The 27,000-nt window shown below is 63.4% G+C and carries 23 protein-coding genes; 13 read left to right on the top strand and 10 right to left on the bottom strand.

Features of this window, described 5'->3' with window-relative positions; genetic code table 11:
• Positions 1 to 197: 197 nt before the first annotated feature.
• The 3 genes from Q0743_RS24570 to Q0743_RS24560 all read right to left on the bottom strand — a co-directional run bounded on the left by Q0743_RS24570 (position 198) and on the right by Q0743_RS24560 (position 4,551).
• Complete coding sequence (locus Q0743_RS24570; RefSeq protein WP_298244063.1) at positions 198 to 1,916, bottom strand: nitrate ABC transporter ATP-binding protein; 1,719 nt, start codon at positions 1,914 to 1,916, stop codon at positions 198 to 200.
• Between the two features lie 6 nt (positions 1,917 to 1,922).
• Positions 1,923 to 3,011 carry an ABC transporter permease gene (locus Q0743_RS24565; protein ID WP_298244062.1) on the bottom strand — a complete coding sequence of 363 codons (1,089 nt, stop codon included), beginning with the start codon at positions 3,009 to 3,011 and terminating at the stop codon, positions 1,923 to 1,925.
• Positions 3,012 to 3,087: 76 nt separating this feature from the next.
• Entirely contained in the window at positions 3,088 to 4,551 is a 1,464-nt protein-coding gene (locus Q0743_RS24560) for a CmpA/NrtA family ABC transporter substrate-binding protein (protein WP_298244061.1), read from the bottom strand.
• A gap of 728 nt (positions 4,552 to 5,279) precedes the next feature.
• On the opposite strand from Q0743_RS24560, the gene Q0743_RS24555 reads away from it, so the two are divergent.
• The 3 genes from Q0743_RS24555 (at position 5,280) to Q0743_RS24545 (ending at position 9,464) form a co-directional block, all read left to right on the top strand.
• Positions 5,280 to 6,119, top strand: a complete 840-nt coding sequence (locus tag Q0743_RS24555) for a formate/nitrite transporter family protein (RefSeq protein ID WP_298244060.1) — start codon at positions 5,280 to 5,282, stop codon at positions 6,117 to 6,119.
• 59 nt (positions 6,120 to 6,178) lie between these two features.
• Positions 6,179 to 7,915, top strand: coding sequence for a bifunctional protein-serine/threonine kinase/phosphatase (locus tag Q0743_RS24550; RefSeq protein ID WP_298244059.1), 1,737 nt, complete (start codon positions 6,179 to 6,181; stop codon positions 7,913 to 7,915).
• Positions 7,916 to 8,168: 253 nt separating this feature from the next.
• Positions 8,169 to 9,464, top strand: coding sequence for an endonuclease/exonuclease/phosphatase family protein (locus tag Q0743_RS24545; RefSeq protein ID WP_298244058.1), 1,296 nt, complete (start codon positions 8,169 to 8,171; stop codon positions 9,462 to 9,464).
• A gap of 82 nt (positions 9,465 to 9,546) precedes the next feature.
• On the opposite strand, the gene Q0743_RS24540 is transcribed toward Q0743_RS24545, so the two are convergent.
• Positions 9,547 to 10,464 (bottom strand): intradiol ring-cleavage dioxygenase, encoded by a 918-nt coding sequence (locus Q0743_RS24540; protein WP_298244057.1) that lies wholly within the window; start codon positions 10,462 to 10,464, stop codon positions 9,547 to 9,549.
• A 162-nt stretch (positions 10,465 to 10,626) separates the two neighbouring features.
• Between Q0743_RS24540 and Q0743_RS24535 the strand changes: the two genes are divergently transcribed.
• Complete coding sequence (locus Q0743_RS24535; RefSeq protein ID WP_298244056.1) at positions 10,627 to 11,901, top strand: serine hydrolase; 1,275 nt, start codon at positions 10,627 to 10,629, stop codon at positions 11,899 to 11,901.
• A 51-nt stretch (positions 11,902 to 11,952) separates the two neighbouring features.
• Here Q0743_RS24535 and Q0743_RS24530 read toward each other — a convergent pair whose 3' ends face one another.
• From Q0743_RS24530 to Q0743_RS24520, 3 genes are all read right to left on the bottom strand, one after another.
• Positions 11,953 to 13,272 carry a TRAP transporter large permease gene (locus Q0743_RS24530; RefSeq protein WP_298244055.1) on the bottom strand — a complete coding sequence of 440 codons (1,320 nt, stop codon included), beginning with the start codon at positions 13,270 to 13,272 and terminating at the stop codon, positions 11,953 to 11,955.
• Entirely contained in the window at positions 13,269 to 13,784 is a 516-nt protein-coding gene (locus tag Q0743_RS24525; protein WP_298244054.1) for a TRAP transporter small permease, read from the bottom strand. Before Q0743_RS24525 ends, Q0743_RS24530 begins: the two co-directional genes overlap by 4 nt.
• An 86-nt stretch (positions 13,785 to 13,870) precedes the next feature.
• Entirely contained in the window at positions 13,871 to 14,869 is a 999-nt protein-coding gene (locus Q0743_RS24520) for a TRAP transporter substrate-binding protein (protein ID WP_298244053.1), read from the bottom strand.
• 524 nt (positions 14,870 to 15,393) lie between these two features.
• Between Q0743_RS24520 and Q0743_RS24515 the strand changes: the two genes are divergently transcribed.
• The 5 genes from Q0743_RS24515 (at position 15,394) to Q0743_RS24495 (ending at position 20,957) form a co-directional block, all read left to right on the top strand.
• A complete protein-coding gene (locus Q0743_RS24515; RefSeq protein ID WP_298244095.1) occupies positions 15,394 to 16,851 on the top strand; it encodes a sensor histidine kinase in 1,458 nt (485 codons plus the stop codon).
• 412 nt (positions 16,852 to 17,263) lie between these two features.
• Positions 17,264 to 18,223 carry an AraC family transcriptional regulator gene (locus tag Q0743_RS24510; RefSeq protein ID WP_298244052.1) on the top strand — a complete coding sequence of 320 codons (960 nt, stop codon included), beginning with the start codon at positions 17,264 to 17,266 and terminating at the stop codon, positions 18,221 to 18,223.
• A 97-nt stretch (positions 18,224 to 18,320) separates the two neighbouring features.
• On the top strand, positions 18,321 to 18,611 hold the full coding sequence (locus tag Q0743_RS24505; protein WP_298244051.1) for a hypothetical protein: 291 nt from the start codon (positions 18,321 to 18,323) through the stop codon (positions 18,609 to 18,611).
• 129 nt (positions 18,612 to 18,740) lie between these two features.
• Positions 18,741 to 19,946 carry an NAD(P)/FAD-dependent oxidoreductase gene (locus tag Q0743_RS24500; protein ID WP_298244050.1) on the top strand — a complete coding sequence of 402 codons (1,206 nt, stop codon included), beginning with the start codon at positions 18,741 to 18,743 and terminating at the stop codon, positions 19,944 to 19,946.
• Positions 19,947 to 20,039: 93 nt separating this feature from the next.
• A complete protein-coding gene (locus Q0743_RS24495; RefSeq protein WP_298244094.1) occupies positions 20,040 to 20,957 on the top strand; it encodes an MBL fold metallo-hydrolase in 918 nt (305 codons plus the stop codon).
• Between the two features lie 247 nt (positions 20,958 to 21,204).
• On the opposite strand, the gene Q0743_RS24490 is transcribed toward Q0743_RS24495, so the two are convergent.
• On the bottom strand, positions 21,205 to 21,936 hold the full coding sequence (locus tag Q0743_RS24490) for a cytochrome c biogenesis protein CcdA (protein WP_298244049.1): 732 nt from the start codon (positions 21,934 to 21,936) through the stop codon (positions 21,205 to 21,207).
• A gap of 206 nt (positions 21,937 to 22,142) precedes the next feature.
• Complete coding sequence (locus tag Q0743_RS24485; protein ID WP_097659543.1) at positions 22,143 to 22,409, bottom strand: hypothetical protein; 267 nt, start codon at positions 22,407 to 22,409, stop codon at positions 22,143 to 22,145.
• 484 nt (positions 22,410 to 22,893) lie between these two features.
• Between Q0743_RS24485 and Q0743_RS24480 the strand changes: the two genes are divergently transcribed.
• The 4 genes from Q0743_RS24480 (at position 22,894) to Q0743_RS24465 (ending at position 25,809) form a co-directional block, all read left to right on the top strand.
• The gene (locus Q0743_RS24480; RefSeq protein ID WP_298244048.1) at positions 22,894 to 23,943 is read left to right on the top strand and encodes a LysR family transcriptional regulator; all 1,050 of its coding nucleotides are present in this window, start codon (positions 22,894 to 22,896) and stop codon (positions 23,941 to 23,943) included.
• A 29-nt stretch (positions 23,944 to 23,972) separates the two neighbouring features.
• Complete coding sequence (locus tag Q0743_RS24475) at positions 23,973 to 24,344, top strand: helix-turn-helix transcriptional regulator (RefSeq protein WP_020608151.1); 372 nt, start codon at positions 23,973 to 23,975, stop codon at positions 24,342 to 24,344.
• 265 nt (positions 24,345 to 24,609) lie between these two features.
• Complete coding sequence (locus Q0743_RS24470; RefSeq protein ID WP_298244047.1) at positions 24,610 to 25,425, top strand: enoyl-CoA hydratase; 816 nt, start codon at positions 24,610 to 24,612, stop codon at positions 25,423 to 25,425.
• 99 nt (positions 25,426 to 25,524) lie between these two features.
• Entirely contained in the window at positions 25,525 to 25,809 is a 285-nt protein-coding gene (locus Q0743_RS24465; RefSeq protein ID WP_298244046.1) for a hypothetical protein, read from the top strand.
• A gap of 48 nt (positions 25,810 to 25,857) precedes the next feature.
• On the opposite strand, the gene Q0743_RS24460 is transcribed toward Q0743_RS24465, so the two are convergent.
• Positions 25,858 to 26,937 (bottom strand): isocitrate/isopropylmalate dehydrogenase family protein, encoded by a 1,080-nt coding sequence (locus tag Q0743_RS24460; protein ID WP_298244045.1) that lies wholly within the window; start codon positions 26,935 to 26,937, stop codon positions 25,858 to 25,860.
• Between the last annotated feature and the right edge of the window lie 63 nt (positions 26,938 to 27,000).

Below are 27,000 nucleotides of genomic sequence, written 5' to 3'. Positions count from 1 at the left end.
TGGCGTCGCGCAAAGACGTTTCAATTTCCGTGCCAATTGCGCGCACGAGTGAAATACAGGGATTTCAGAACGTTATTCGCGTCGCCCGAAATTTTCGCAGGGCTTTTCGCACGCTTAATTTGCGATTCGCTCAATCCTTGTGCGACGCACAAGGATTGAGCTTGGTGTCGATTAATTAAGCGTGTGGTGGATCATGATCACGCCGCCTCAGGATTCGCTGCCGAGGTCACCGCCGGCGCCTTCGGTGCGGCCCCATGCTCATACGCCTCGAGGAAATCGAGCAGCTCACGGCGGTAGCGGTAGTAGTCCGGATGCTCGAGCAGGGTCTTGCGCGTGCGGGGCCGGGAAATGTCGACCTCCATGATGTGGCCGATCCGAGCATTGGGCCCGTTTGTCATCATCACCACGCGATCGGCAAGCAGGATCGCTTCGTCGACATCGTGGGTCACGCACATGGCCGTTACCTGCGTGCGCTTCCAGACTTCCATCAGCACTTCCTGGAGGTCCCAGCGGGTGAGGCTGTCGAGCATTCCGAAGGGTTCGTCCAGCAGCAGCAGCTTCGGGGACAACGCGAAGGCACGCGCGATTCCGACGCGCTGGCGCATGCCGTTCGACATCGCCGCGGCTGGCTTGTCGAAGGAATCGGCGAGACCGACGCGCTCGAGGTAATAGTCGACGATCTCGTCGCGCTGCCGCCGCGTGGCGTGCGGATAGACACGATCGACGCCCAGCGCAACATTCTCCCGGGCCGTGAGCCACGGAAACAGCGAGGGAGCCTGGAACACGACGGCCCGGTCGGGGCCGGCCGTGGTGACCTCGCGACCATCGAGAATGATGCCGCCCAAGGAGACGTCGTTCAGGCCCGCGGTCATCGACAACACCGTCGACTTGCCGCAGCCGGAGTGGCCGATCACCGAGATGAACTCGCCCTTGCGCACCTTGAGATCGAAATTATCGACCACGGTCAGCGGTCCGGTAGGCGTCGGGTAGACCTTCGATAGTTGAGAGAATTCGAGATAGCGATCGAGATTGAAGGAGGTGGACGCCGCCTTCTCTCGATAGGCTGCCGGCGGCCTCTCGGTCTGGGTAATCGGCACAACGTTCGGCAGCTGACGTACTTCGCCGTCCGACCGCGAGGCGCGCTCGTTGACAACGTCCAGAAGATAGCTGGTGACGGCTTGGCGCAGCCGCTTGAACGCCGGGTCCTCGTTGACCGACGCACGGTCGCGCGGTCGCGGAATATCGACCCTGAACTCCTGGCCCAGGGTCGCGTCCGGGCCCGGCAGCAGCGGGATGATCCGGTCGGCAAGCAGGATCGCCTCGTCGACGTCGTTGGTGATGAGCACCACGGTGCGCTTGTCGCGCGACCAGATGTCGACGATCTCGTCCTGCAGCTTGGCGCGGGTCAATGCATCGAGCGCGGACAACGGCTCATCGAGCAGGAGGATCTCCGGACTGGTTGCGAGCGCGCGAGCAACGGCGACCCGCTGCCGCATGCCACCGGACAACTCGGCAGGCAGGCGCGTTGCAGCGTGCGAAAGCCCGACCATGGCGATGTAGCGATCGACCCGCGCCGAGCGTTCGGCCCTGCTCTCGCGAGCGAAGACCTGGTCGACCGCGAGCGCCACATTGCCGCGCACGGTGAGCCAGGGCATTAGGGAGTAGGACTGGAACACGACTCCACGGTCCGGACCTGGTCCACGCACCGGCTCGCCCTTGAGCGTGATCTCACCGGAGTCGGGCTGTACGAGCCCTGCGATGGTCGAGATCAGCGTCGTCTTGCCGCTTCCCGAGAAGCCCACGATGGCTATGAACTCGCCTTCGGCGACCTCGAGATTGACGTCGGAGAGCACGCTGGTCCGCTCGGCGCCGGTGCCGTAGGCCTTGCACAGACCCTTGAGAGACAGGAACGACATGCGACCTCAGCGCTGGCTTGAGAAGGTGAAGGCAGACTGCAACGCGTACATCACGCGGTCGAGCAGGAAGCCGATGATGCCGATGGTCAGCACCGCCACGATGATCCGCGCGAGCGATTGCGACGAGCCGTTCTGGAACTCGTCCCAGACGAACTTTCCAAGGCCCGGATTCTGCGCCAGCATCTCGGCCGCAATCAGCACCATCCAGCCGACGCCGAGCGAAAGCCGCAGACCGGTGAAGATCAGCGGGAGCGAGCTCGGCAGCACCAGCTTGGTGATCGTACGCCACGTCGGCAACTGCAGCACGCGCCCGACGTTGAGCAGATCCTTGTCGATCGAGGCGACGCCAAGCGCGGTGTTGATCAACGTCGGCCAGAGCGAGCAGAGCGTTACTGTGATCGCGGAGATGACCAGCGATTTCGGCAGGAATTCCGACGGGTTCACATAGAGTGCCGAAACCACCATCGTCACGATCGGCAACCAGGCGAGAGGCGACACCGGCTTGAAGATCTGGATCAGCGGGTTGAGTGCGCCATTCATGGTCTTGGACAGGCCGCAGAGGATGCCGAGCGGAACGGCAACAAGCGTCGCAACCACGAAGCCGAGCGCGACCGTCATGAGACTGGTCATGATCTGGTCGAAATAAGTTGGCTTGCCTGCATAGTTGCGATGCCGAACTTCCTCGGGATGCCCGTCGATGACGGCCTTGGCGTTGCGCGCATCCTGGCGCTCGTAGAATGCCGCCTGCTTGGCACGCTCGGCACGATGGTCGGCATAGAGGTTCTTTGCCTGGACCCACACTTCGGCTGGCCCGGGAATGGCGCCGAGCGAGGTCTTGACCTGCGGTGCAGCCAGGGCCCAGGCGAGGAGAAAGACGCCGATGCCGACAAGCGGCACCAGCAATCCCTGGCGCAACTCCTTCAACTGAGGCTTGACGATGTCGCCGGCAGCGATGCGCGCGAGCGGCGCAAGCCAACCGAGGCCCAGAATGTTCAGATAGACGGCGGCGCTATTGATGCGCGCGAGCATTCGCTCGCGCCGCGCGCGCTTTGCCTCTTCAGCGCTGACGTCAACGTATTCGCTAACCAATGCCATTTGCATCTTCCCTTGGTGTCCACCGCCGGATTACGAGCAGGACGCCGGGCCGCAACCGCGGCCCGGCTGCGATTTCTCAGCCGTCGATGACTTTGGCGCCGTCGATCTTCTGCTTGCCCTTCAGACCGATCTTCAGGCTGTCGATGTAGGCGTTGGGCTTGCGGCCATCGTAGGTGATGCCGTCGATGAACTCGGATGTCGGCGGGCGGTAGCCGTCCGTTTCCCAGGGGAAGTCTTCCTTCTTGGCCTTGCCGTCGGCGATCAGAAGCTTGGCCGCGGCCAGATACAGGTCGGAACGGTACACGCTCTTCGCCGTGTCGTGATACCACGCATCGGTCTTGGCTTCGCCGATCTGTCCCCAGCGGCGCATCTGGGTCAGGTACCAGACGGCATCGGACAGGTACGGATAGGTGGCGAAGTAACGGAAGAAGACATTGAAATCGGGTATCGGCCGCTTGTCGCCTTTCTCATATTCGAAGGTGCCGGTCATCGAATTGGCAATGACCGCCTTGTCGGCCCCGACATATTCCGGCCTCGAGAGCAGCTCGACCGCCTTGGCGCGGTTGGCATTGGCATTCTCATCCAGCCACATTGCAGCGCGGATCAGCGCCTTGGTGAGAGCAAGCACCGTATTCGGGTTCTTCTCGGCGAATGCCGCGGTGATGCCGAATACTTTCTCCGGGTTATTCTTCCAGATCTCGTAGTCGGTGATCACGGGCACGCCGATGCCCTTGAAGACGGCAGCCTGGTTCCAGGGCTCGCCGACGCAATAGCCGTTGATCGTGCCGGCCTCGAGGGTCGCCGGCATCTGCGGCGGCGGCGTTACCGAGAGCAGCGCTTCGGCCGCGACCGTTCCGGTCACGTCCTCGGCCGAATAGTAGCCGGGATTGATGCCGCCCGAAGCGAGCCAGTAACGAAGCTCGTAATTGTGGGTCGAGACCGGAAACACCATGCCCATCTTGAAGGCCTTGCCGTCGGCCTTCAGCTTCTCGACGGCCGGCCGCAACGTGTCGGCCTTGATCGGGTGCAAGAGCTTGCCGCTCGCATCCTTTGGGATGCTCGGCTTCATCAATGCGAAGATCTCGTTCGAGACCGTGATGGCGTTCCCATTGAGGTCCATCGAGAACGGGGTGATGATATGGGCCTTGGTACCGAAGCCGATCGTGGCAGCCAGCGGCTGGCCGGCGAGCATGTGCGCGCCATCGAGCTCGCCGCTGATGACGCGGTCGAGCAGAACTTTCCAGTTGGCTTGTGCTTCCAGCGTGACGAACAGGCCCTCGTCTTCGAAGTAGCCGTTCTCCTTGGCGACAGCCAGCGGCGCCATGTCGGTCAGCTTGATGAAGCCGAACTTTAGCTCTTCCTTCTCTGGTTTGAGAGTGGCCGCGCACACCCGGCCGGCGGAGATCGCGTAAGCCGCGGCGGCAGCGCCCCCGGCAAGGAAAGTGCGACGGTCGAGACCGGTGAGCGGGTTCGCGCCAGCTTCGCCGAGAAGATTGCTCTTATGGCGGCCGCGCAAGGACTTGTCAGTTGGCTTCGTCATTGAATGTGATGCTCCTTTGTGACCGAAGGACCATCCGCGCATGCCAACTCCCCCAACGCGCACGGGGACGCGTCTCCGGGAAGGCCCGGATGGCGAAGGTCACGATTCGGATGGAGATCTTCGAGGGACGGCGTCGATGGCGTCGACCCCTCCCAAACAAGAAGCATGCCAAGCCGAGCCATTCTAAAAAACATAAAAATGTCAGCTAGTTGCTTCCGATGTCGTCCGTGCCACTGACTCCGGATGCGCTCGCAAATCCAGCGGATCGCCCAGACTTTGTGCGACGCACAAGAAATGGGCAGAGGTCGTTGCGGAAGGGGCGAAACGATCGCGTGCAGGCCCAGAACGAAGACAGGGATGGCGACGATTCAGGGCTCCGGCAGGCTTTGGGCTCTGAAATAGCCGCCTCATCTGCATCAAACCCGCGCGAGAGAGGTAGCCACGGCCAACCACATGGGTTGGCACGTGGATTGCTTCATCCTCGATCACTCAGTCAACGACGACTGCGGTTCGCCGAAATGTTGAGGCCTCCTGGGGCTGAAACGCGGGGAAAGCTTGACCGTGCTCCGCCGGCCCCCGGCGCAGTCGTCGTGACGCGATCCACGCGAAATCTTGTGCTCCTGGGGTCCGCTCGTTGCCGGCTCGCCAATACGCGCGGAAAGGATGCGCCAATAACTGCGCCGCCCGGAACGAACGTACCTTCATTCATACGAGCAAAGGAACCATTGATGTCGTATCTCGCGCCTTCGGAATTCGTCACCAAGATGGTGGATGCAGGCGAGTCCAAGATCTTCATGTCCACCCGGGATACGGTCATCCGGGCCTATATGGCCGGTGCGATCCTCGCGCTAGCGGCCTGGTTCGCCGTCACGATCAACGTCAACACCGGCCAGCCGATCATCGGCGCCCTGTTGTTTCCGGTCGGCTTTTCCATGCTCTATCTTCTGGGCTTCGACCTACTGACCGGCGTCTTCGTGCTTGCGCCGCTCGCCCTGATCGACAAGCGCCCCGGCGTCACCCTTGGCGGCGTGCTGCGCAACTGGGGCCTCGTCTTCGTCGGCAATTTCGCCGGCGCCTTCACCGTCGCCTTCATGATGGCCTTCGTCACGACGTTCGGCTTTACGCAGGCGCCTGACAAGGTCGGCGCGGCGATCGGCAACATCGGCGAGGGCCGAACACTCGGCTACGCCGCGCATGGTGCGGCCGGCATGGCGACGCTGTTCATGCGCGGCATGCTTTGCAACTGGATGGTCTCGACCGGCGTCGTCGGCGCCATGATCTCGACCTCAGTCCCCGGCAAGGTCATTGCGATGTGGATGCCGATCCTGGTGTTCTTCTACATGGTGTTCGAGCATTCCGTCGTGAACATGTTCCTGTTCCCGTCGGGACTGATGCTCCACGCCAAGTTCTCGATCATGGACTATCTGATCTGGAACGAGATCCCGACCGTGCTCGGCAACCTCGTCGGCGGCCTCGCCTTCACCGGCATGACCCTCTATGCCACGCACATCATGACGTTGCCGAAGCGCCAGGTCGACAAGGCTGTAAAGCCGCGCGTCGTCGCCTGAGCGAAACATCTCGACAGGGGAGCCTCGCCCGAGCAGGGTGAGGCTCCCCTCTCCTGGTGATGACGATGACCCCCGGACTCCTGATTTCGGTCGGCCAGCACTCCGACAAGGGCCGCAAGCCCGTCAACCAGGATTTCCACGGCGTCCTGATTCCAGAGGAGCCGCTGCTCGGCCTGAAGGGCATCGCCGCGGTCCTCGCCGACGGAATCTCCAGCAGCAGCGTGAGCCAGATCGCCAGCGAGTCGGCGGTCAAGAGCTTCCTGATGGACTATTACTGCACGTCGGAATCCTGGACGGTCAAGACGTCCGCCCGCCGCGTGCTGGATGCCACCAATTCCTGGCTGCACGCGCAGACGCGCAAGAGCCAATATGCCTATGACCGCGACAAGGGCTATGTCTGCACCCTCAGCGCCCTGGTCATCAAGGCGACCACCGCGCACATCTTCCACGTCGGCGACTGCCGCATCTACCGCGTCGCCGGCAAGGCGCTGGAGCAGCTGACCGACGATCACCGCATCATCGTCTCGTCCGAGCAGACCTATCTCGGCCGCGCGCTCGGGATCAATCCGCAGCTCGAGATCGACTACCAGGCATTCGAGGTCGAAGCCGGCGACACCTTCCTGCTGGCGACCGACGGCGCCTATGAATTCGTCGACGCGCGTTTCGTCACCAGCGCGCTGAACGAGCATGCCGCCGAGCTCGACGTCGCGGCAAAGGCGATCGCCGAGGAGGCCTACCGGCGCGGCAGCGACGACAACATCACCGTCCAGATCATTCGCATCGACACGGTGCCGCAGCGCGAGCCGGCCGGCATTTTCAATCAGACCTCGGAGTTGCCGCTTCCCGCGTTGCCGGAGCCGCGGGCGATCTTCGACGGCTATCGGATCGTCCGCGAGATCCACGGCAGCAGCCGCAGTCACATCTATCTTGCCGTCGACACCGAAACCGAGCAGCCGGTCGCGCTCAAGCTGCCATCGGTCGATTTGCGCGACAATGCCGCCTATCTCAAGCGCTTCTTGATGGAGGAGTGGATCGCGCGCCGGATCGACAGTCCGCACGTTCTGAAGCCGCTGTCACAGTCGCGACGGCGCGGCTATCTCTATGTCGCGACGGAATTCGTCGAGGGGCAGACCCTGAAGCAGTGGATGACCGACAATCCACGCCCCGATCTCGAAACCGTGCGCGGCATCATCGAGCAGATCGCCGCGGGCCTGCGCGCCTTCCATCGCATGGAGATGCTGCACCAGGACCTCAGACCCGACAACATCCTGATCGACAAGACCGGCACCGCCAAGATCATCGACTTCGGATCGGTCAGGGTCGCCGGCGTCGCGGAGGCTGCGCCGCTGGAGGAAGCTGACGAAATCCTGGGCACGGTCCAGTACACGGCACCGGAGTATTTTCTTGGGCAGGGCGGCTCGCCGCGCTCCGACATGTTTTCGCTCGCCGTGATCTGCTACCAGATGCTGACGGGAAAGCTACCTTACGGCACCCAGGTCGCCAGGATCCGGCGAAAGGCGGATGTGCGGAAGCTCAAATATCGCCCTGCAGACGAGGACCGTAACGTGCCGGTCTGGGTCGATGGTGCGCTCCGGCGCGCGCTGCATCCAGATCCGTACAAGCGGCATGAGGATCTCTCGGAGTTCGTCTACGAGCTGCGCACGCCCAATCCGGCCTATCTCGACACGCGGATAACGCCCCTCCTGGAGCGCAGCCCGCTGATGTTCTGGAAGCTGACCTCGGCCGTGCTCGCCTGCGCCGTCGTGGTGCTGCTGGCGCTGCTGCATGCGAGATAGGGCTGTTTAGAGAGACGCGGACGTCAGCTTTTCGCGCTGTCATGCCCGCGCTCTTCGAGCTCTCGCCGAAATTGGCACCATTCACCACTGCGACATTTGGTTGTATTGACAGGAAAAACGCCCGTAAGAAGAGTGTGGCTCTATTCAACTTCCGATTGCGCAGCTGTCGATAGAGCGGGCACTTCAAAATCGTTGCTAGCAACAAGCCTTGCATCCCGGCAGCGGCGACCAACGCCTTTTATTGCGAGGGATTATGTCGAACAACTACACCGAACTTCGTGCATTTCTGAAGGCAGATCCAACAGCCGCGAAGCGCTGCATCGAAAGACTGATCAAGATTCGATCATCCCTCAACGAAGTTCGCAGACGCAAGAGCGACGGCACTCTCCTGTTGGCAACGTGGAATCTCCGCGACTTCGATTCCAACAAATTCGGCTTTGGATTTCGCTTGAGGGAATCATTCTACTACATCGCCGAAATGATTTCGGCCTTCGATCTCGTCGCGGTCCAAGAGGTCAACCGTGATCTTTCTGGGCTCCGGAAAGTCATGCGCATCCTCGGACGAGAATGGGACTACATCGCAACGGACGCGACGGAGGGCCCAGGCGGCAACGCCGAGCGCATGGTCTTCATCTTCAACACGGAGAAAGTCTGGTTTCGCAAGATCGCTGGCGAGGTGGTTCTTCCGGACGGCCAGCTCATCGTCTCGCCAAAGGTTGTCAAACCACCAAAGGACCAGAAAGCGGTCAAAGCGAAGCCGAGGACCAGAGAGGTCGAGCAGCAATTTGCCCGAACTCCGTTTCTCGTCGCATTTCAATCAGGCTGGTTTCACTTCAGCCTTTGCACGGTCCACATCTACTACGGAAAGGATACAGGCCCCCAGCTCAAGAGACGCATTGCCGAAATCGAGAAGCTGGTCGAGTTCTTCGCCAAACGTCAGGACGAGGACACCAAGCAGGAAATCGACAATCTTGGAAATGTCGAAAATTACATCTTGCTCGGCGACTTCAACGTCGTCAGTCCTGACCACCAAACGATGGAAGCACTCAAGGGGCAGGGTTTCAAGGTTCCCGAACAAATCGATGGTGACAGGGTTCGAAAAGACGGCGACCACTTCTATGATCAGATCGCGGTTCGCGTTAAGGACCCGCGATTCAAGGTCAATACTGGAGGCCTCGTTGACCTTTATGCCGATGTGTTTCGAGAAGAGGATCTCGAAATCTACGAGCCGCTCATGCCCAAGAAAGATCCTGAGAAGAACAAGAAGTTTCAGGCAAAGTCGTCAGTGCAACTCTACAAGAAGTGGCGTACTTGGCAGATGTCGGATCACAGCCCGCTCTGGATCGAGATTGGGACCGATTTCACGGAGAACTACCTGTCGGGGCTCGTGAACCCAGCAATCGAGATGGCGTCGGATGGTACCCCGCGCAAGAAATCCAAGCCGGCGGAAAAGCTGCTGAAGGTGCCAAAGAGGGACGTCACTGGGCCGAAAGGAAAGACCTCTAAACGGAAGTCGACCCAAAAGAGAAAGAAATCCGCGAGTTCATAGCGAAGTCCTGTCCACGCCATTGACCAGAGAGGCCGGGGGCATAGCCAACACCCTGGCACTGCGTCCGATATACTCCCGGCCCTCACGCCGACTCTCCCGCCTTCACCCCCAGTGGTTTCGGCACCATGCCGCCGCCTGGCTTGAGGTGGAATTCGTAGGTCATCAGATGCCATTGGCCGTTCGCCTTGGTGCCGTCGGGCATTGCCGGATCCTTGCGCGGCTCGACCTTGGCGACGAGATCGTCCTTGACGCCGAAGACGACGTCGGAATCCAGGTATTTGTCACCGTCCATGAAGACGTGGGTGATCAGCGGCTCATAGCCTTTCGCATTGACGAGGAAGTGCACATGCGCCGGGCGCATCGGATGGCGGCCCGTCTGCACGATCATCTCGCCGACCGGACCATCGGTCGGGATCGGATAACTGCACGGCAGGATGGTCCGGAAGAAGAAGCGGCCGTCGCTGTCGGTGACGAAGCGCGCCCGCGCCGAAGCGCCGACCTCGTCATAGTTCGGCTTCTGGGAATCGTAGAAACCATCGTCATCGGCATGCCAGACGTCGACGGGGACGTTCGCGAGCGGCTTGCCCTTGAGATCGGTGACGCGGCTCTGCACGAACATCCGCTCGCCGGTCTGGTTGTTCGGTGAGATATCCGTGCCGTGCGCAGTCACCTTGTGCTCGCCGACATAGAACGGGCCGAGCACGGTGGTCTGGGTGGCGCCCTCGCGGTCGCGATGGTTGACCGCATCGACCAGCATGGAAACGCCGAGCACGTCGGACAAGAGGATGAATTCCTGGCGGGTGTCCGTGCATTTCTGCCCGGTGCGGGTCAGGAAATCGATGGCGTAGTCCCATTCCTCGAAGGTCAGGCCGGTCTTGCTCACGTAATCGTGCAGCGATTTCACCAATTCCTGGAGCAGGAATTTGGCGCGGGGATTGGGCGTGCTGTCGAAGCTTCTGACGACGGCTTCGGTGAGATCGGTCTCGTTGAACTGGGTCATAAGCGTTTGCCCTCGCGTTTTTCTCGTTGGCCCGATTGGGCTCTCTGGGAGCGTTCCGGGGCAAGCCTACACCAGTCGGCGGGGCAGCGTTAAGCGCAACCGGCTTGGAATGGGGCCGCCATTTCGCTATCAATTTTCCGACAAAACCGCCCGGAGGAACTGATGCTCGCGCCCACCCCCGCCTCGCCCGAATCCGTCGGCATGTCCAAGGCCGCGCTCGACCGTGTCGATGCGCATCTGAAGAGCCGCTACATCGATGCCGGCCGCTTCCCGGGCACGCAGCTCCTGGTCTACCGCCGCGGCAAGATCGCGCACAGCTCGGTGCAGGGCCTTGCCGATGTCGAGCGCAAGCTGCCGGTCAAGGACGACACCATCTACCGCATCTATTCCATGACCAAGCCGCTCACCAGCGTTGCCTTCATGATGCTGGTCGAGCAGGGCCTCGTCGCCATCGACGAGCCCGTCGCCAAATACATTCCGGAATGGAAGGACCTCGGCGTCTTCGTCGCCGGCACCTCCCCGGCCTTCCTGACCCGGCCGCCGTCCCGGCCGATGCTGATCGTCGACCTGCTGCGCCACACCTCCGGCCTCACCTACGGCTTCCAGCAGCGCTCCAATGTCGATGCCGCCTATCGCACTGAAAAGATCGGCGAGGTCGAGAAGTCGGGCACCCTCCAGACCATGATCGACGGCCTGGCAAAGATCCCGCTGGAATTCTCGCCGGGCGAAGCCTGGAACTATTCGGTCTCGACCGACGTGGTCGGCTACCTCGTCGGCAAGATTTCCGGCATGCCGTTCGAGCAGTTCCTGAAGACGCGGATCCTCGATCCGCTCGGCATGACCGACACCGATTTCCACGTCCCGGCCTCCAAGGCGCACCGCTTCGCCGCCTGCTACTCGGCGGACCCCGGGGGCGGCATGACCTTCCATGCGGGCCAGCGCCGCGAAGGCATGACGCTGCAGGACGATCCGACGACGAGTTCGTTCCTGTCACCGCCCTCTTTCATCTCCGGCGGCGGCGGCCTCTGCTCGACGGTCGCCGACTACCTCACCTTCTGCCGCGCGCTGCTCAACGGCGGCGAGCTCGGCGGCGTCAGGCTGATCGGACCGAAGACGTTGGCTCTGATGACCAGCAATCACATCCCCGGGGGCCGCGCGCTGCCGGAAGTGTCGCGCTCGATGTTTGCCGAGGCCGCCTATAACGGCATCGGCTTCGGGCTCGGCTTCGCCGTGACGATGCGCCCCGCGGAGACGCTGATCGCCGGCAGCCCCGGCGAATACAATTGGGGCGGCGCGGCGACGACCTCGTTCTGGATCGATCCGGCGGAAGAGCTGATCGCGATCTTCATGACACAGGTGCTGCCGTCGAGCGCCTACCCGATCCGCCGCGAACTCCGCAGCATGGTTTACGCCGCGATCACCGAGAGCAATCTCTAGCCGGGGACTCAATCCCGCGGCCGCCAGCCGCGGGATTGCCCCCTTAGACGCTCATTTGAGCATCTCCGGCACGATCAGGCGCGGCAGGAACAGCGACACGCTGGGCCAGACGATGACGGCCGCGAGCACGAGCAGCATCGGGATCAGCATGATCACGGTGTCCTTCAGCGCATAGCGCAGCCGCACGCCCGCGATCGAACAGGCGATCATCAGGCACAATCCATAAGGCGGTGTCACCAGTCCGAAGGCCAGCGATACGATGGAAATGATCGCGAACTGGACCGGATGGAGATCGACGGACTTGGCGAGCGGCTCCAGCACGGTGCCGACGATGATGATGGCCGGGATGGCATCGAGGAAGCAGCCGACCACCAGAAAGCAGAAGGAGATGAAGAAGCCGGCGGCAATGGCGCCCATGCCCCATGTCGAGACGTTGGCCAGCAGCTCCTGCGGGATCTTGTAGTAAGCGAGCAGCCAGCCGAACGCACTCGCGGTGCCGACGCAAAACAGTGCCACGCCGGCGAGGCGTCCGGTGTCGAGCAGTGCCTTGTACAATTCGCGCAGACCCGTCTCGCGGTAGAAGAACGCCGAGAGCACCACGGAATAGAGCACCGCGACGCAGGCGGACTCGGTTGCCGTGAACCAGCCGAGAAGAATGCCGCCAACGATGATGAACGGCGTCATCAGCGCAGGGATCGACTTCCAGATGGCGCATCGCATCTCGACCCAGGTCGCCTTCGGATAGGTCGGATAGCCGCGGCGCACCGCATAGATGTGCACCGTCGCCATCTGTGCACCCGCGATCAGCAGGCCCGGCACGATGCCGGCCAGATACATCGCCGCAATCGAGGTCGAGATCAGCCCGCCCCAGACGATCATGAGAATCGACGGCGGGATGACGACCGCCAGAACCGCCGACACCGCCGTGATGGCGATGGAAAACGAGAGATCGTAGCCCTCCTTGGTCTGCGCATCGATGAAGATCTTGGACTGGCTCGCCGCATCGGCGGTGGAGGAGCCCGAGATACCGGCAAAGAACACCGACAGCACGACGTTGATCTGCGCCAGCGACCCCGGCCAGTGCCCGACCATCGACCGCGACAGCGCCACCAGACGGTCGGTGATGCCGCCGATGCTCATCAGGTTCGCCGTCAGCAGGAAGAACGGCACCGCGAGCAGGATGAACGAATTGTAGGCGTTGAACGTCTCCTGCGCGAGCATCATCAGCGACAGATGTGGCTCGATCAGCAGGATCGGAACGCAGGCAAGGCCGAGCGCGAAAGCGACCGGCACGCGCACGATGAGCAGGCCGACGAAGACCCCGAACAGCACCATCGCCGCCTGTCCGGCAGAGAGTACATTGCCGCTCATTGCCGTGCCCCGGCCAGGACACGCATTTCATTGATGATCTGCTCGCCTGCGAAGACGATCCAGGTCACGCCGGCAGCGGGCCAGGCAACGTGAATCAGCCACAGCGGCAGGTCGGCCAGTTCCGACGTTCTGTTCCAGGCAAAGCGCGTGAACTCGAGGCCGGCAGACACGAACACCAGCGCCAGCGCAAGCACCCCGAGCCGCGCGAGGATCCGCACCGCGGCCTCCGACCGCCGCGACAGGTCCGGCCACACGTCGACCTCGAAATGCTGCGCTTCCCGCACGCCCACCATGGCCCCAATCATGATGGTCCAGACGAACAGGAAGCGCGCCATCTCCTCCGTCCAGATGTAGGACGGAATAAAGGGCGTGTAGCGCGAGATGATCTGCAGCGTCACGGGGACGACGAGAATGCCGACGCAGGCCGCGAGGAGGATCTCCAGCAATTTCGCATAGGCCGCCGTGACGCGGCGCCACAGCGACGGTGCGGACGGGACGGGTATTTCGGACATTGGGGCTCCGTGCGGGCAGCTCATCCGCCACGGCCGGGCAAGAAGCGGGGCTCGCCCGGACATGCCGTCGGCGGATTGCAACAAGCTCAGGCGACGTTGATCTTCTCGAAAATGCCCTCCGCACCGATCTCCTTGGCGTAGGTGGCCATGACGGGGTCGGCGAGCTTCTTCATGGCGTCCCGCTCCCCGAACGGAACGCGCTTGAGCTTGCCGGCCTTCTCGAGCGTATCGAGCTTGACGACCTCTTCGCTCGACTCCAGTTGACGGCCGTAATCGCCTGCCTCCTTGCCGGCCTTCATGATCGCGTCCTGCAAGTCCTTCGGCAGGGTCTTCAGCGTCTTCACCGAGAAGCAGATCGGCCGGATCGACACGGCATGCTGGGTCAGATTGAGATGCGGCGCCACTTCGTAGAACTTCATCGCCTCGACGCCGGCCGCCTCGTTTTCCCCAGCCGATATCACGCCGTTCTGGATCGCGTTGTAGATCTCGTTATAGGCGATCACCGTCGGGCTCATGCCGACCGCGGCAAAAGTCTTCGACCAGATCGGGGCGCCCTGCACGCGAACCTTCAACCCCTTGAGATCGGCGAGGTTCTTGAGCGGCTTGTTCGCGAAGATGTTGCGGATGCCGCCGCCGGAATAGCCGATCAGGACGACCTCGGCCTTGGCAGCCACTTCGTCGGCGATCGGCGCCAGGATATTGGCTTCCACGACCTTGTTCATATGCTCGATGCCCTTGAACACGAAGGGCGCGTCGATGAACGGGGCCGCCTTGGCGAAGGTCGACATGTGAGCGGGCGAGACGATGCCGTAATCGACTGCCTTACCTTGCGACATGTACTCGAAATACTGCTTCTCGAGGCCGAGCGAGGAATTCTTGTGCAGGGTGAAGTTGACCGGCTTGCCGTAATATTTCTTCACCAGCTCCTCGAACCGGATCAGTGCCCGGTTGAAGGCGTGATCGTCGTTGAACTGCACGGCTCCGTTGAGCGTGATCGGCGCCTGCGCCCTGAGGATCGAGGGCGTGCCGATCACGGCCGCCGCGGTGGTCGCACCGAACCCAGCGAGAAATGACCTTCGCTTCATCGTCTCCCTCCCTTTGATGCACCGTCCCCTGTTGCCGGGGCGTGAGTGAAGCCGGTATGCGGCTTGCGAGAGAAGCGTATGAAAATCCCCGGTTGGACGGAAGTTATTTCGCCGGCGCTGAAGCGACTCCTTCGTCGCAGGGCACCCCGCTGTTGCACTGCAACTCGGGCTCCGGCCGGCGCGCGATTCGGCCGCGTTGACAGAAATCCGAGACTTACGGACCTCGCGGACGGCAAAGCGACGTTGCAGCGAGCATCAACGCTGCCGGGCTCTGGTTGGCGGCCGCTTATGCCATGCGTCGACTATTGACCGCAGTCAGCATGAGCGAAGCTGCGGCCGCCGGCCGACGCGATGAAAACTCATCCCGGACCGCTCCCCAGTTGCGAAAATCGTGGCGCCCGGCAGGCCCCACCCCTATGGTCTGCCCAAAATCATAGTCCGGCGCCGCTGCGCCGGAACCGGGACGTCCGCGTTTGTCAAAGCTCACCCTGCCGGTCCGACTCGCGCTTCTGGTCACGGGAACGATGTTGCCGCTGATCGTCTTTGCGGTCGGTATCGCCGTCTACAACTACAGGCAGGACCGCGGCGACGCGACGCGCCGGGTGCTGGAGAACGTGCGCAGCATGCGCCTCGTCCTGGACTCCGAAGTTCAGCGCATGACCGGCGGCCTGCAAGTGCTCGCGTTGACCAATTCGCTGCGCAACGACGACTTCCAGAGCTTCCGCCGCATCGCGCTCGGTTTCGTCGAGCAATATGGCAGGGGCGGCCTGGTGCTGATCTCTGACCGCAAGGGCCGGCTGCTGTTCTCCTCGGCGACCGAAGACACCGCGAGCCTGCCGTGGCGCGGCAATCTCGAGATCATCGAAAGAGTATTTGCGAGCAAATCGCCGCAATATTCCGACCTGTTCACCGGCGCGATCAACGGGCGGCAGGTGCTCACCGTCGAGGTTCCGGTGTTTCGCGACGGCGAGGTGATCTACGATCTCTGCTTCAGCCCGCCGATCAGCATCTTCCAGGAGCTTGTCGAGAAGCAGCGCCCCGACCAGCTCTGGACCGTGTCTCTGGTCGACACCAAAGCCATCGTCTTCGCGCGCGCACCGAACCCGAGCGCAACGATCGGCAAGCAGGCGTCCGGCGCGATTTACGACGCGATGTCACGCACCTCGGAGGAGACCTTATCGACGGTGTCGCTCGACGGGGTGCCGCTGTCTTCCGCCTTTACAACTTCGCGCCTGACCGGCTGGAGGGTCGTGGCCGGGGTCGCCGAGAGCTCGCTCATTGCGCCGCTCTGGCGCAACATCGCCATCACCAGCCTGATCGGCGGCATCCTGCTGCTGACTGGCCTCACCTTCGCGGTCAGGATGGCGACCACGATCGCGCGCGGCGAGATGCTGCACAATCTCCTGATCGACGAGCTCAACCACCGGGTCAAGAACACGCTGGCCTTGATGCAGGCGATCGCGGTGCAGACCTTCCGCAGCGCCAGCCGCGACGAGCGGACCAAGTTCGAGGGCCGGCTCGGTGCACTGGCCGAAGCGCATAACCTCCTCAGCCAGGAGAAATGGGCGGGCTCCGAGCTCCGGGATGTGATCGCCCGCGCACTTCAGCCATTCCTGCTGAACAGCCCCGACCGCATCCGCATGGCTGGTCCCGCCGTGCCGTTGTCGCCGCGTCTCGCCGTGGTGCTGTCGATGATCGTGCACGAGATCGCCACCAACGCCGCGAAATACGGTGCGCTGTCCAACGAGACGGGCCGCGTGACGCTGGACTGGGAGGTCATCACCGACGCGCCGAAGCCGCGGCTCCGGCTGATCTGGACAGAAATCGGCGGACCGCCGGTGACGGCGCCGGTACGGCGCGGCTTCGGCTCGCGCCTGATCGAGCGTAGCGCACGCGACCAGCTCGGCGGCGAGGCCACCGTCGACTTCCTGCCGCGCGGCGTGGTTTGCACAGTGGTCTGCACGCTGGACGAGGCGCGCTGAAGGCGGAAGATCGACCATGACGATCACAGGCATTCACCCCCACAACCGCTAGCGGGTGTTGTGCGCCCCGACGGTCCTGGACCAGGGATCGAGCGCGACGCGCTGGCTAGCCTTGCGAATTAGGGCACATCGTCGGTGACGACCGGCTCGCCGGATAGCCGTGTGACGGCTGGCAAGCCGTCTTTTCCAAGACATTTCAACGGCTTTTGACGCCTCTCGCGCGATCCCCGCTCGATACCGCGGCGCTGCCCGACGTGCATTTGCGAAAGCGCGCGCCTGCCCTGAGCAGGATCGGACAAAGCATGGCCGCTTCAGGAAAGACCCTGGGCCCCTGCAGCCATAGAACACGCGCCGACCCGTACAAATACGGACGACTGATGTGCAGCCTGAGACGATCAGGAGGAGCCACATAATGATCGGGAGCACCGCACTCATGCGCAATCCCTCGCCCAAGGGCTTGCCACCCTCACCCGGCGCGCAGCCTGACGATGGCGCAACGACCGAGCTACGCGCAGCCGATACGGAAATGGCGCGCGTGCTCAAGACGAAGCCGCTTCGCATGGCCTCCGATTCCCAGAGCGGCACGATCGCCTATTGGAAGCACGAGCCGTTGCACGATGTCGTCGAACCCATGGTCGATCACGTCATCATGACCTATCCCGCCGGCTCGCAGGCGCTCGAACGCCGCAGCGGAAAATCGGCGGCCATCAGCACGGCGCGCCCCGGCGTCGTGACGATCATTCCGGCCGGATCGACCTCGCGATGGGACATTCACCGGCCCATGCATGTCGTTCAGCTCTATCTTCCGCAGCGGACGCTGCTGCGCATCGCCGATGAAGCCAGCACAGCGAGCCCCGGTGACCTCCTGGAAAGAACCGGACATCCCGACGCGATCACGTCCCGCCTGCTGCTGAGCGCTGCCGACTCGCTCGAAGGCAGCGCCACGCTCGACACACTGTTCAGGCAGCAACTGACCGATCTCCTCGCCACGCGCGTGCTCGCGGCCCATGCCGGCGTGCCGGCCGCGCCGCTGCCGATCATCGGCGGCCTCTCGCCGACCGTCCTGCGCCGGGCCATCGAGCGTCTTCGCTCGGACTGCGATGCGGACGTCTCGCTCTCGGCGCTTGCAGCCGACGCCGGTCTGTCGCGCTTCCATTTTTGCCGGTCCTTCAAGGAGAGTACCGGGCTTTCGCCACATGCCTGGCTGCGCCAGCACCGGCTCGAGCAGGCCATGAACATGCTGCGAGAGAGCGAGGAATCGATTGTCTCGATCGCCGCCGCGCTCGGCTACTCCTCGCAGACGGCGTTCGCGGCGGCATTCAAGAAGCTGACCGGGGAAACGCCGAGCGACTGGCGCAGGCGCGTGCGTTAGCAGCAATCGCTCGACACGGACGGCAATCGCTCTGGGGCAGTCGAATACTCAGTTCGCTAGATATCGCAGCATCGCAGCACGCCGACGGAGACGTACGATGGACTGGAAACATCTTGCTATCGCACCGCGACGGAAAGCCGTCTCGACGGCGCTCATCTACGGCCTCTCCCTCACGGTGCGTTTCACCTCGCCAACGGCCGAGGAAGCGCCGGTGCAGGTCACGCAAGGCGCCAATCCCACGACGTCAATTCTGATCAATCGTGATTGGCCCCGGAAGCCCTCGATGCCGGTAGCCATGCTCGGCTGGCCATTGAGCCCGCGAAGCTGCCGCTCGGCTTGCGAGGGCCCTGCGCTGCTGTCGTCGTTGCCGAACTGCACCGCACGTTAAGGTCCGGGCCGTCTCCGTCTCGCCCCACTGCGTCATCATCGATCACGGCTGCCCTGGTCGCATCACGCGACGTCGATGGTGCGCGCGTTGCGAACACCGGGCCCAGAATCAAACTCAGGAGTGAACCACATGAGACTTCTCATCATCGGCGCCGGCTTTGCCGGCATGTATGCCGCGCTTTCCGCCGCCCGCCTGCGCGACATCCAGGGCGTTTCGCCCGACGATCTCCAGATCGCGCTGATCGCACCGGAGCCGACGCTGGTGGTCCGCCCTCGGCTCTACGAGCCGAAGCCGGAAACCCTGACGGCGCCGTTGCTCGATGTCCTCGAGGCGATCGACGTCGATTATGTCCAGGGCAGCGCCGAGGCGATCGACACGGAAGCGCGCACGGTGCACATCGCGGCTGCGAAAGGCGCCAAGAAATCGTTGTCCTACGACCGCCTCGTGATCGCGACCGGGAGCCGCCTCTTCCGCCCCAACCTTCCCGGCCTTGCCGAGCACGGGTTCAGCGTCGATTCGCTGGACGATGCCATCGCGCTCGACAGGCATCTGCACGGCCTCGCGGACCGGCCGGCCGTGAACGGACGCGACACGGTCGTCATCGCCGGCGGCGGCTTCACCGGCATCGAGGCCGCGACCGAGCTGCCGGCACGCCTGCGCAAGATCTTCGGCAAGGACACCAAGTCGCGCGTGATCATCGTCGAGCGCAACGGCGCGATCGCGCCCGACATGGGCGAAGGCCCGCGCCCGCTGATCGAGGAGGCGCTGCGCAAGCTCGGCGTCGAGACCCGGCTCGGCGCCGGCGTCACCTCGCTCGACAAATCCGGCGTGACGCTGTCGACCGGCGAGCACATCGAAACCGAGACGGTGGTGTGGGCGGCCGGCATCCGCGCCGCGCCGCTGACGACGCAGATTCCCGCCGAGCGCGACAAATTCGGCCGGCTGCTGGTGGATCGCGATCTGCGCGTGCCCGGTGTCGCCGGCGTCTTCGCCACCGGCGATGCAGCCCGCGCCGCCTGCGACGACGACGGCAATTATGCGCTGATGTCGTGCCAACACGCCACGCGCATGGGCGCCTTTGCCGGCAACAACGCCGCCGCAGAGCTGCTCGGCGTTCCGACCAGGCCGTACCACCAGAAGGCCTACGTCACCTGCCTCGACCTCGGCGAAGCCGGCGCGCTGTTCACGCGCGGCTGGGAGCGCAAGGTCGAGATGGTCGGCGACGTCGCCAAGAAGACCAAGCAAGAGATCAACACCGTCTGGATCTATCCGCCGAAGGCCGAGCGTGCCGCTGCGCTCGCATCGGCAGATCCGGAGCGCGTGACCGACCTCTAGATGCACGAATCGATGATGGCCGCGCTTTCTGGCAGCGCGGCCCGCTCGACTAGGAGCCAGCCAGAAGTCTTCCACGAAACAGGAGAAACAGACATGAACCTTCACAACACCGCATATCCCGTGTCATCGGGCCCCGAAGAGCTCGTTCCGTCGCGCTACGCGCTGAAGATCGGCGACATCGACGTGCTGGTGGTCAGCGACGGCGTGCTACCGCTGCCGACCACGATGCTGGCGCACAACGCCGCCCCGGCCGAGCGCGCAGCCTGGCTGCACGACATGTTCCTGCCACAGGACGCGTTCGACTGGGCGCTGAATGCGGTCATGGTCCGCAGCGGCGGCAAGACCATCCTGATCGACGCCGGCCTCGGATCCGACCCCAACTTGCACTTGCCGCGCGCCGGTCAGCTGATCAAGCGGCTGGAGGCCGCCGGTATCGATCTGTCGTCCGTGACCGACCTCGTGCTGACCCACCTTCATATGGATCACATCGGCGGGCTGCTCGTCGACGGCGTGAAACAGCGGTTGCGCAAGGACCTGCGGGTCCACGTGGCGGCTGCCGAGGTCAAGTTCTGGGAAGCGCCCGACTTCTCGCATACCAACATGCCGCAAGGTTTTCCGGATGCGCTTCGGGCCACCGCCAAGCGGTTCGTGCAGGAATACGGCAGCCAGTTGCGGACATTCGAGGAGACGCAGGAGATTGCGCCCGGCGTCATCGCTCGTCGCACCGGCGGCCACACCCCGGGACACAGCGTGGTTCGCGTGGCGTCCGGCGGCGAGGCGCTGACTTTTGCCGGCGACGCCGTGTTTGCGGTCGGGTTCGAGCAGCCCGCGTGGCACAACGGCTTCGAGCACGACCCGGAGGAGGCTGCGCGCGTTCGTGTCCGCCTGCTGCGGGAGCTTGCCGAGACCGGCGAGATGCTGGTCGCCACCCATCTGCCGTTCCCGTCCGTCGGACGCGTCGCGACAGACGGCGGCGCCTTCCGCTGGGTGCCGGTGTTCTGGGACTACTGACCGCGTGTTGGGTGAGACGAAACCGGGGCGCATGCTCGCGACGTTCGCGACGCGCGTGCCCCGGTTCATGTCAGGCCGCAAGAATGAGAGTCCTCGGCTGTACCGGAGGCGATTCGGGAGCCGAGCGGGAGTTATCAGAGGTCTGTAACGAGCTCTTTCAATCGAAAGGGCGATCTTCCGGCTCGACTAGGCACGGGGTGGTCACAGGACTCTCAAGCCCCGCTCCAAAAGCGGTGTGGCACATGCGCTACCCGATCGTTTGCAGCGCCGGGAAGGTCTCCAGCAGCCAGATGCTCACATTCGAGACCGCGCCGGTGAGAAAGCCGATGCCGGTGATCACCATCAGGACCCCCATGGCGCGCTCGACATTGACGAGGTGGCCCTTCATGCGCGCGAACAGCGCGGAGAACTGCTCGATCATCAGCGCGGCGATCAGGAAGGGAATGCCGAGACCTGCGGAATAGACCGCGAGCAGGCCGGCGCCCTTCATCACCGTGGCCTCAGCCGCGGCGATCGAGAGGATCGCGGCGAGGATGGGACCGATGCAGGGGGTCCAGCCGAAAGCGAAGGCGAGGCCCATGATATAGGCCCCCCAGAGGCCGACGGGCTTCGGGATCGGCAGCCGGCCCTCACGCATCAACAGGCCGATGCGCGTCAGCCCGAGGAAGTGCAGGCCCATGATGATGATGACGATGCCGGCAAGGATCGACAGTTCCGCCGACCAGGCCCGGATCAGCCCGCCGATCAGCGAGGCACTGGCGCCGAGCGCGACGAATACCGTGGAGAAGCCGAGCACGAACAGCAGCGCCGACATCATGATCGCGCGCTTGGAGGCCGCAGCCGGCTCGTCGCTCTCGACATGCTCGATCGTGGCGCCCGTGAGGTAGATCAGATAGGGCGGGACCAGCGGCAGGACGCAAGGCGAGAGGAAGCTGACGAGGCCGGCAATCAGCGCCGCCGGGATCGAAACATTTTGCATGATGCCGTCTGAGCCATCTCAGGTGCCGGTACGGCGCGCGGGAAATGCGCCCGGCCCGGAGCCGAACCGGCTCTGGTGTAGCCGATGCCGGGGAATGCGCAACAGAGGCGCACAAAACCAGGGCTCCTCCCGATGCCGTCTGCGATCACAGGTGCGGCATCGGGACGCGCACAAATCTCGCCAAAAAGCGAGATTCGGCGGCGCGGCTACTTCACCACGCGGAGCAGCGGACGCCGGGGCTGGTCCTGCGTCTGCTTGGAAGGAGATGGCGGCTCGCTCGCGGCGCTCCGCAGCATTTCGTCGCACAGCGCCTTGAGATCGGCACTGTCAATTCCCTTGAGCTTCATCCTGACGTCCAGGATGACAATGGACAGCAGCTCGGCCGACTCACGGCTGTTGCACGCGGTGAGAACCCTGCGGCACTCCTCGAGCGTTTCCAGCACCGACTGCAACTGTTCGTCTGAATGCGACACCGGCGTTCTTTCCGTTAATTCGGCCTGCGAGATGTGATTGCAACGACCCCTTCGGCCCCCATGGAGCCGCAAGGATAGCATGAGGCTGCGGTGCCTTCGAACCTGATTTCAGCGTGTTTCTGCTGTGGAACCGCGGTTCCCGCGGCCATCGACGCCCCGCGCCAGTGCAGGCCGTCGAAGCGATCAACGAGGAAACGCCCGGCGCGCGATGATTGATCCGTTGGAAGACACGGCGCCGGGTTGCGCGCGAAGGCGATTGTTGCGGACAGCGCCTGCAATCCCGCAGCCATTTCACGGCTCGCAACGGAACTCACGCCACACCCCTCATACGGACGAAAAATCCGCCCGATTCCCAGCCCATGACAGCATCCCAATACCACCCACCAGATAGTAAGGATGACGGTTCAAAACTCATCATCCCCCAACCCGCCGTGGTTGTGGTTTGCGTCAGATTCTGCCAGTTTAGCCGCCCGAAGGGACTTGTATGCACTCCTTGGCGGAAAGGGGCGTTCTTCTGGCGGAACGCCCAAAGACAAATCTCAGCGGCCTCTCGGATTGGGATGCGGCCCGCATATTCCTCGAAGTCGTCCGATGCGGAAGTTTCCGGTCGGCGGCCGAGCGCCTGTCGCTGTCGATCAACGCCGTGCGCCGGCGGATCGACGATTTCGAGCGCCAGACCGGCACCACCCTGTTCACCCGCGACGTCCACGGCACCCATCTGACCGACGAAGGTGCGCTGGTGGTCTCTGCCGTCGAACGCATGGAGGCCGCCACCTTCGACGTGCTGCGCGCCAGCGATTCGATGGCCAACGCGCTGTCCGGCGAGGTCCGGGTCGCCGTCACCGAGGGCCTCGGCACGTTCTGGCTCGCCCCGCGCCTGGTCGAATTCCAGCAGGCCTATCCGAAGATCCTGGTCGACCTGCATTGCGCGATGCGTTCGGCCGACGTTTCGCGCCACGAGGCTGACGTCGCCATTCATCTGTCCCGTCCTTCGGCGCTCGACATCAAGCTGGTGCGGCTCGGCCGCATGCACCTGATGTTCTGGGCCTCCGAGAAATACATCGAAAAGCATGGCGCGCCGCGGTCGGCGGCGGAATTGATCAAGCATCGCCTGGTGCTGCAATTCGCCGACCAGCTCGCCGCCAAGGAATCCTTCGAGAGCTTCTTCCCGGGCGTTTCGGAACGTGACCTTCTGGTCATGAAGACCAACGTCTCGAGCGCCAACTATTGGGCGGTCGCGAACGGCGCCGGCATCGGCGTCTTCCCGAGCTACGCCATTGCGCTTGGCGGAAAACTAATTCCACTGGAGGTCGAGCTGAACCGGCCGCTGGATATCTGGTTGTCCTACCATCCCGGTAGCGGCCGTATTCCGCGCGTGCGGCACATGATTGACTGGCTAATCGACGCTTTCAATCCGGCTCGTTTCCCGTGGTTTAAGGAAGAGTTCGTGCACCCGCATGAATTCAAGGACTCCTATATGGGCGAACCCCTGACCCAGCTCTTCGGGGGATTTTCAACCGAAGAACAAAGGTGAAAACAGAGATGAAAGCAGCGGCGAAAAGAATGAAGCAGCGTAGTGCCGGCAAGCCGGACATCGAGCTCGGCAAGCGGATTCGTCTGCGGCGCGTCGAGATGAAGATCTCGCAGGCCGAGCTCGGCGAGAAGCTCGGCGTCAGCTTCCAGCAGGTCCAGAAATACGAGAAGGGCGTCAATCGCGTGGGCGCGGCTCGCCTGCAGCAGATCGCCTCCGCGCTCGATGTGCCCGTGACCTTCTTCTACGACGGCGACAACAAGGCGCGCGAAGTCGAGAGCCTGCTCTTCCTCGATTCGGCCTTCAGCCTCCGCCTGCTGCGCGCCTACAGCAAGATCAAGGACCAGACGGTTCAGCGCCAGCTCGTCTCGCTGATGGAATCGATCGCGGCGAACGAAAGCTGAGATCGGTCGACGGTCCGGTCTTCACGGCCGATCTTCAATCCGCCGCGTCACGGGGACGCGGCCGGATTGAACGAGCATATTCTGGCCGGGTGCACTTGCGCGCGGCCTTCCGGGGCGGTTCGACCGCCCCTTTTTCTTTGCGCACGCGAGCCGGCGTCCATGCAATCCCGGTACAGGCCGATGCAGACTCGCCCACCCTGCCCCGGTTGACCCCGAAAGCACTAGCGCCGCACATTGCGCTCGCCCCACGACAAGCGAGCGCGCGATGCCAGACATCTCCGGTGAAACATCCTACGCCGACGGCAAGATCCTCAAGCACGTCACCGATGGCGTCGGCGTGATCACGTTCAACAATCCCGCCAAGCGCAACGCGATGTCGCTGGAGATGTGGGAAGGATTTGGCGAGGCGCTGACGGCCTTGCGCGACGACGAGACGGTACGCGTCGTGATCCTGCGCGGTGCAGGCGGCAAGGCGTTCGTATCGGGGGCCGACATCAGCCAGTTCGAGAAGACGCGGCACAACGCGGCCGCGTCCGAGGAATACGCCAGGCGCAGCGCCGCCCAGCGCGCGCTGCTCGCCGACTATCCCAAGCCGACCATCGCCTGCATCGAGGGCTTCTGTCTCGGCGGCGGCATGCAGGTCGCGATGCTCGCCGACATCCGCCTCGCCGCACACGGCAGCCAGTTCGGCATTCCCGCGGCCAGGCTTGGCATCGCCTATGGCTATGACGGCTTGAAGCACCTGGTGTCGCTGGTCGGCCCGTCCTGGGCGCGGCTGCTGATGTACACGGGCATGCGGATCGATTCCGCCGAGGCGCTGCGCATCGGCCTCGTCGAGCGCGTGTTCCCTGTCGACGAGCTCTGGGGCGAGACCATGACGATCGCCGAGACGATCTCCCAGAACGCACCGCTCGCGATCAAGGCCGCCAAGATCACCATCGCTCAGGTGTTGAAAGACGAGAGCCGACGTGACATGGACGCGATCAAGGCGATCGGCGCCGCATGCATGGACAGCGCGGACTTCCGCGAGGGCCGCCAAGCCTTCATGGAGAAGCGCAAGCCCAAGTTCCAGGGCAAGTGAACCAACGTTCAGGAAGATTAAATTCCTCAACCACTCGTACCGCGATAGCAACCAACTGATCCCTCGCAAGTTCTTCCGCCACCAACGAGGGAGATTGCGATGAAACTCAGATTTGCTGTTCTTGGTCTGGCTGCCTTGGGCGGCGCGGCGCTCGCCTCAGGGCAGGCGCTCGCCGCGATGCCGAATGGCATTCCGCAGGCCGACCGCGTCGCAAGCGGGCCGGCCGCAAATGTCGATCAGGTGCGCATGGTTTGCAATGCCTGGGGCCGCTGCTGGTGGCGACCGAACTATTACCGTGCCTACGGCTATTACGGCCCGCGCCGCTTCTATGGCCCGCGTCCCTGGGGCTGGGGCCATCGCCATCACCACTGGCGTCGCTGGTAAACGACAAAGGGGTCCCGAGGGGGCCCCTTTTTCACGTGCGCGCGTCGACTACAGCGCTCCCAGCACCGCCTTGGTGATATCCGCCGTGCCATTGCTGCCGCCGAACTCCGTCGGCTTGATGCCGCCGGCATAGACCTGATCGATCGCACGCTCGATCTGTTCGCCGGCTTCCGCCGCACTCTCCACGCCATGCTTCTCGGCGAGCCAGTCCAGCATCATCGCCGCCGACAGGATCATGCCGGTGGGATTGGCCTTGCCCTGTCCCATGATGTCAGGCGCTGTGCCGTGACACGGCTGGAACACCGCATATTTGTCGCCGATGTCGGCCGACGGCGCCATGCCGAGGCCGCCGATCAGGCTCGCGGTGATGTCGGAGACGATATCGCCGAACATGTTCTCCATCACCATCACGTCGAAATCCCAGGGACGCTTCACCAGCATCGCCGAGCAGGCATCGACATAGAGCCGGTCGGTCTTCACGCCAGGGTGCTTCTTCTCGATCTCGTCGAAGATGCCGCGGAAGAACGCGAAGGCCTTGAACACGTTCGCCTTGTCGACGCAGGTCAAGGCGCCCGGCTTGCCGCGCGCCTTGCGCCGTTCGGCGAGGCGAAACGAGAACTCGAACAGGCGCTCGGAGGTCCTGCGCGTGATCACCATGGTCTCGCGCGCGTCTTCATGCGTGACGACGCCCTTGCCCATCGAGGCGAACAGGCCTTCAGTCGATTCGCGGATCACGACGAGATCGATGCCGCGCTGGTCGGCGCCGACGATCGGGCTCGGCACGCCCGGAATGAGACGCGCCGGACGCACGCCGGCATAGAGCTCGAAGATGAAGCGCAGCTCGATCTGCGGCGCGATCTCGGTATTGTCAGGATAGCGCACCGACGGCAGGCCGCAGGCGCCGAGCAGGATTGCGTCGGCCTCCTCGCAGAGCTTGATGGTGCTGTCAGGCATCGACTTGCCGGTGGCCAGATAATTGGTGGCGCCGGCCGGCGCCTCGGTGAAGCGGAAGCTCAGGCCGGATTTGTCGCCGACCTTGCGCAGCACCTCGAGCGCTGGCGCCATGACCTCGGGACCGATGCCGTCACCGGCGAGCACGGCAATGTGGAAGGCGTTGTTTGCAGACATGGGGTTTCCTACTCTCTCCACCGTCATGCCCGGGCTTGACCCGGGCATCCACGTCTTAGTGCC

The organism is uncultured Bradyrhizobium sp. (assembly GCF_936943645.1).
In the GTDB taxonomy this organism is placed as follows: domain Bacteria; phylum Pseudomonadota; class Alphaproteobacteria; order Rhizobiales; family Xanthobacteraceae; genus Bradyrhizobium.
The sequence above is the reverse complement of the archived record's forward strand: the minus strand, read 5'-3'. Positions and strand labels throughout refer to the sequence as shown.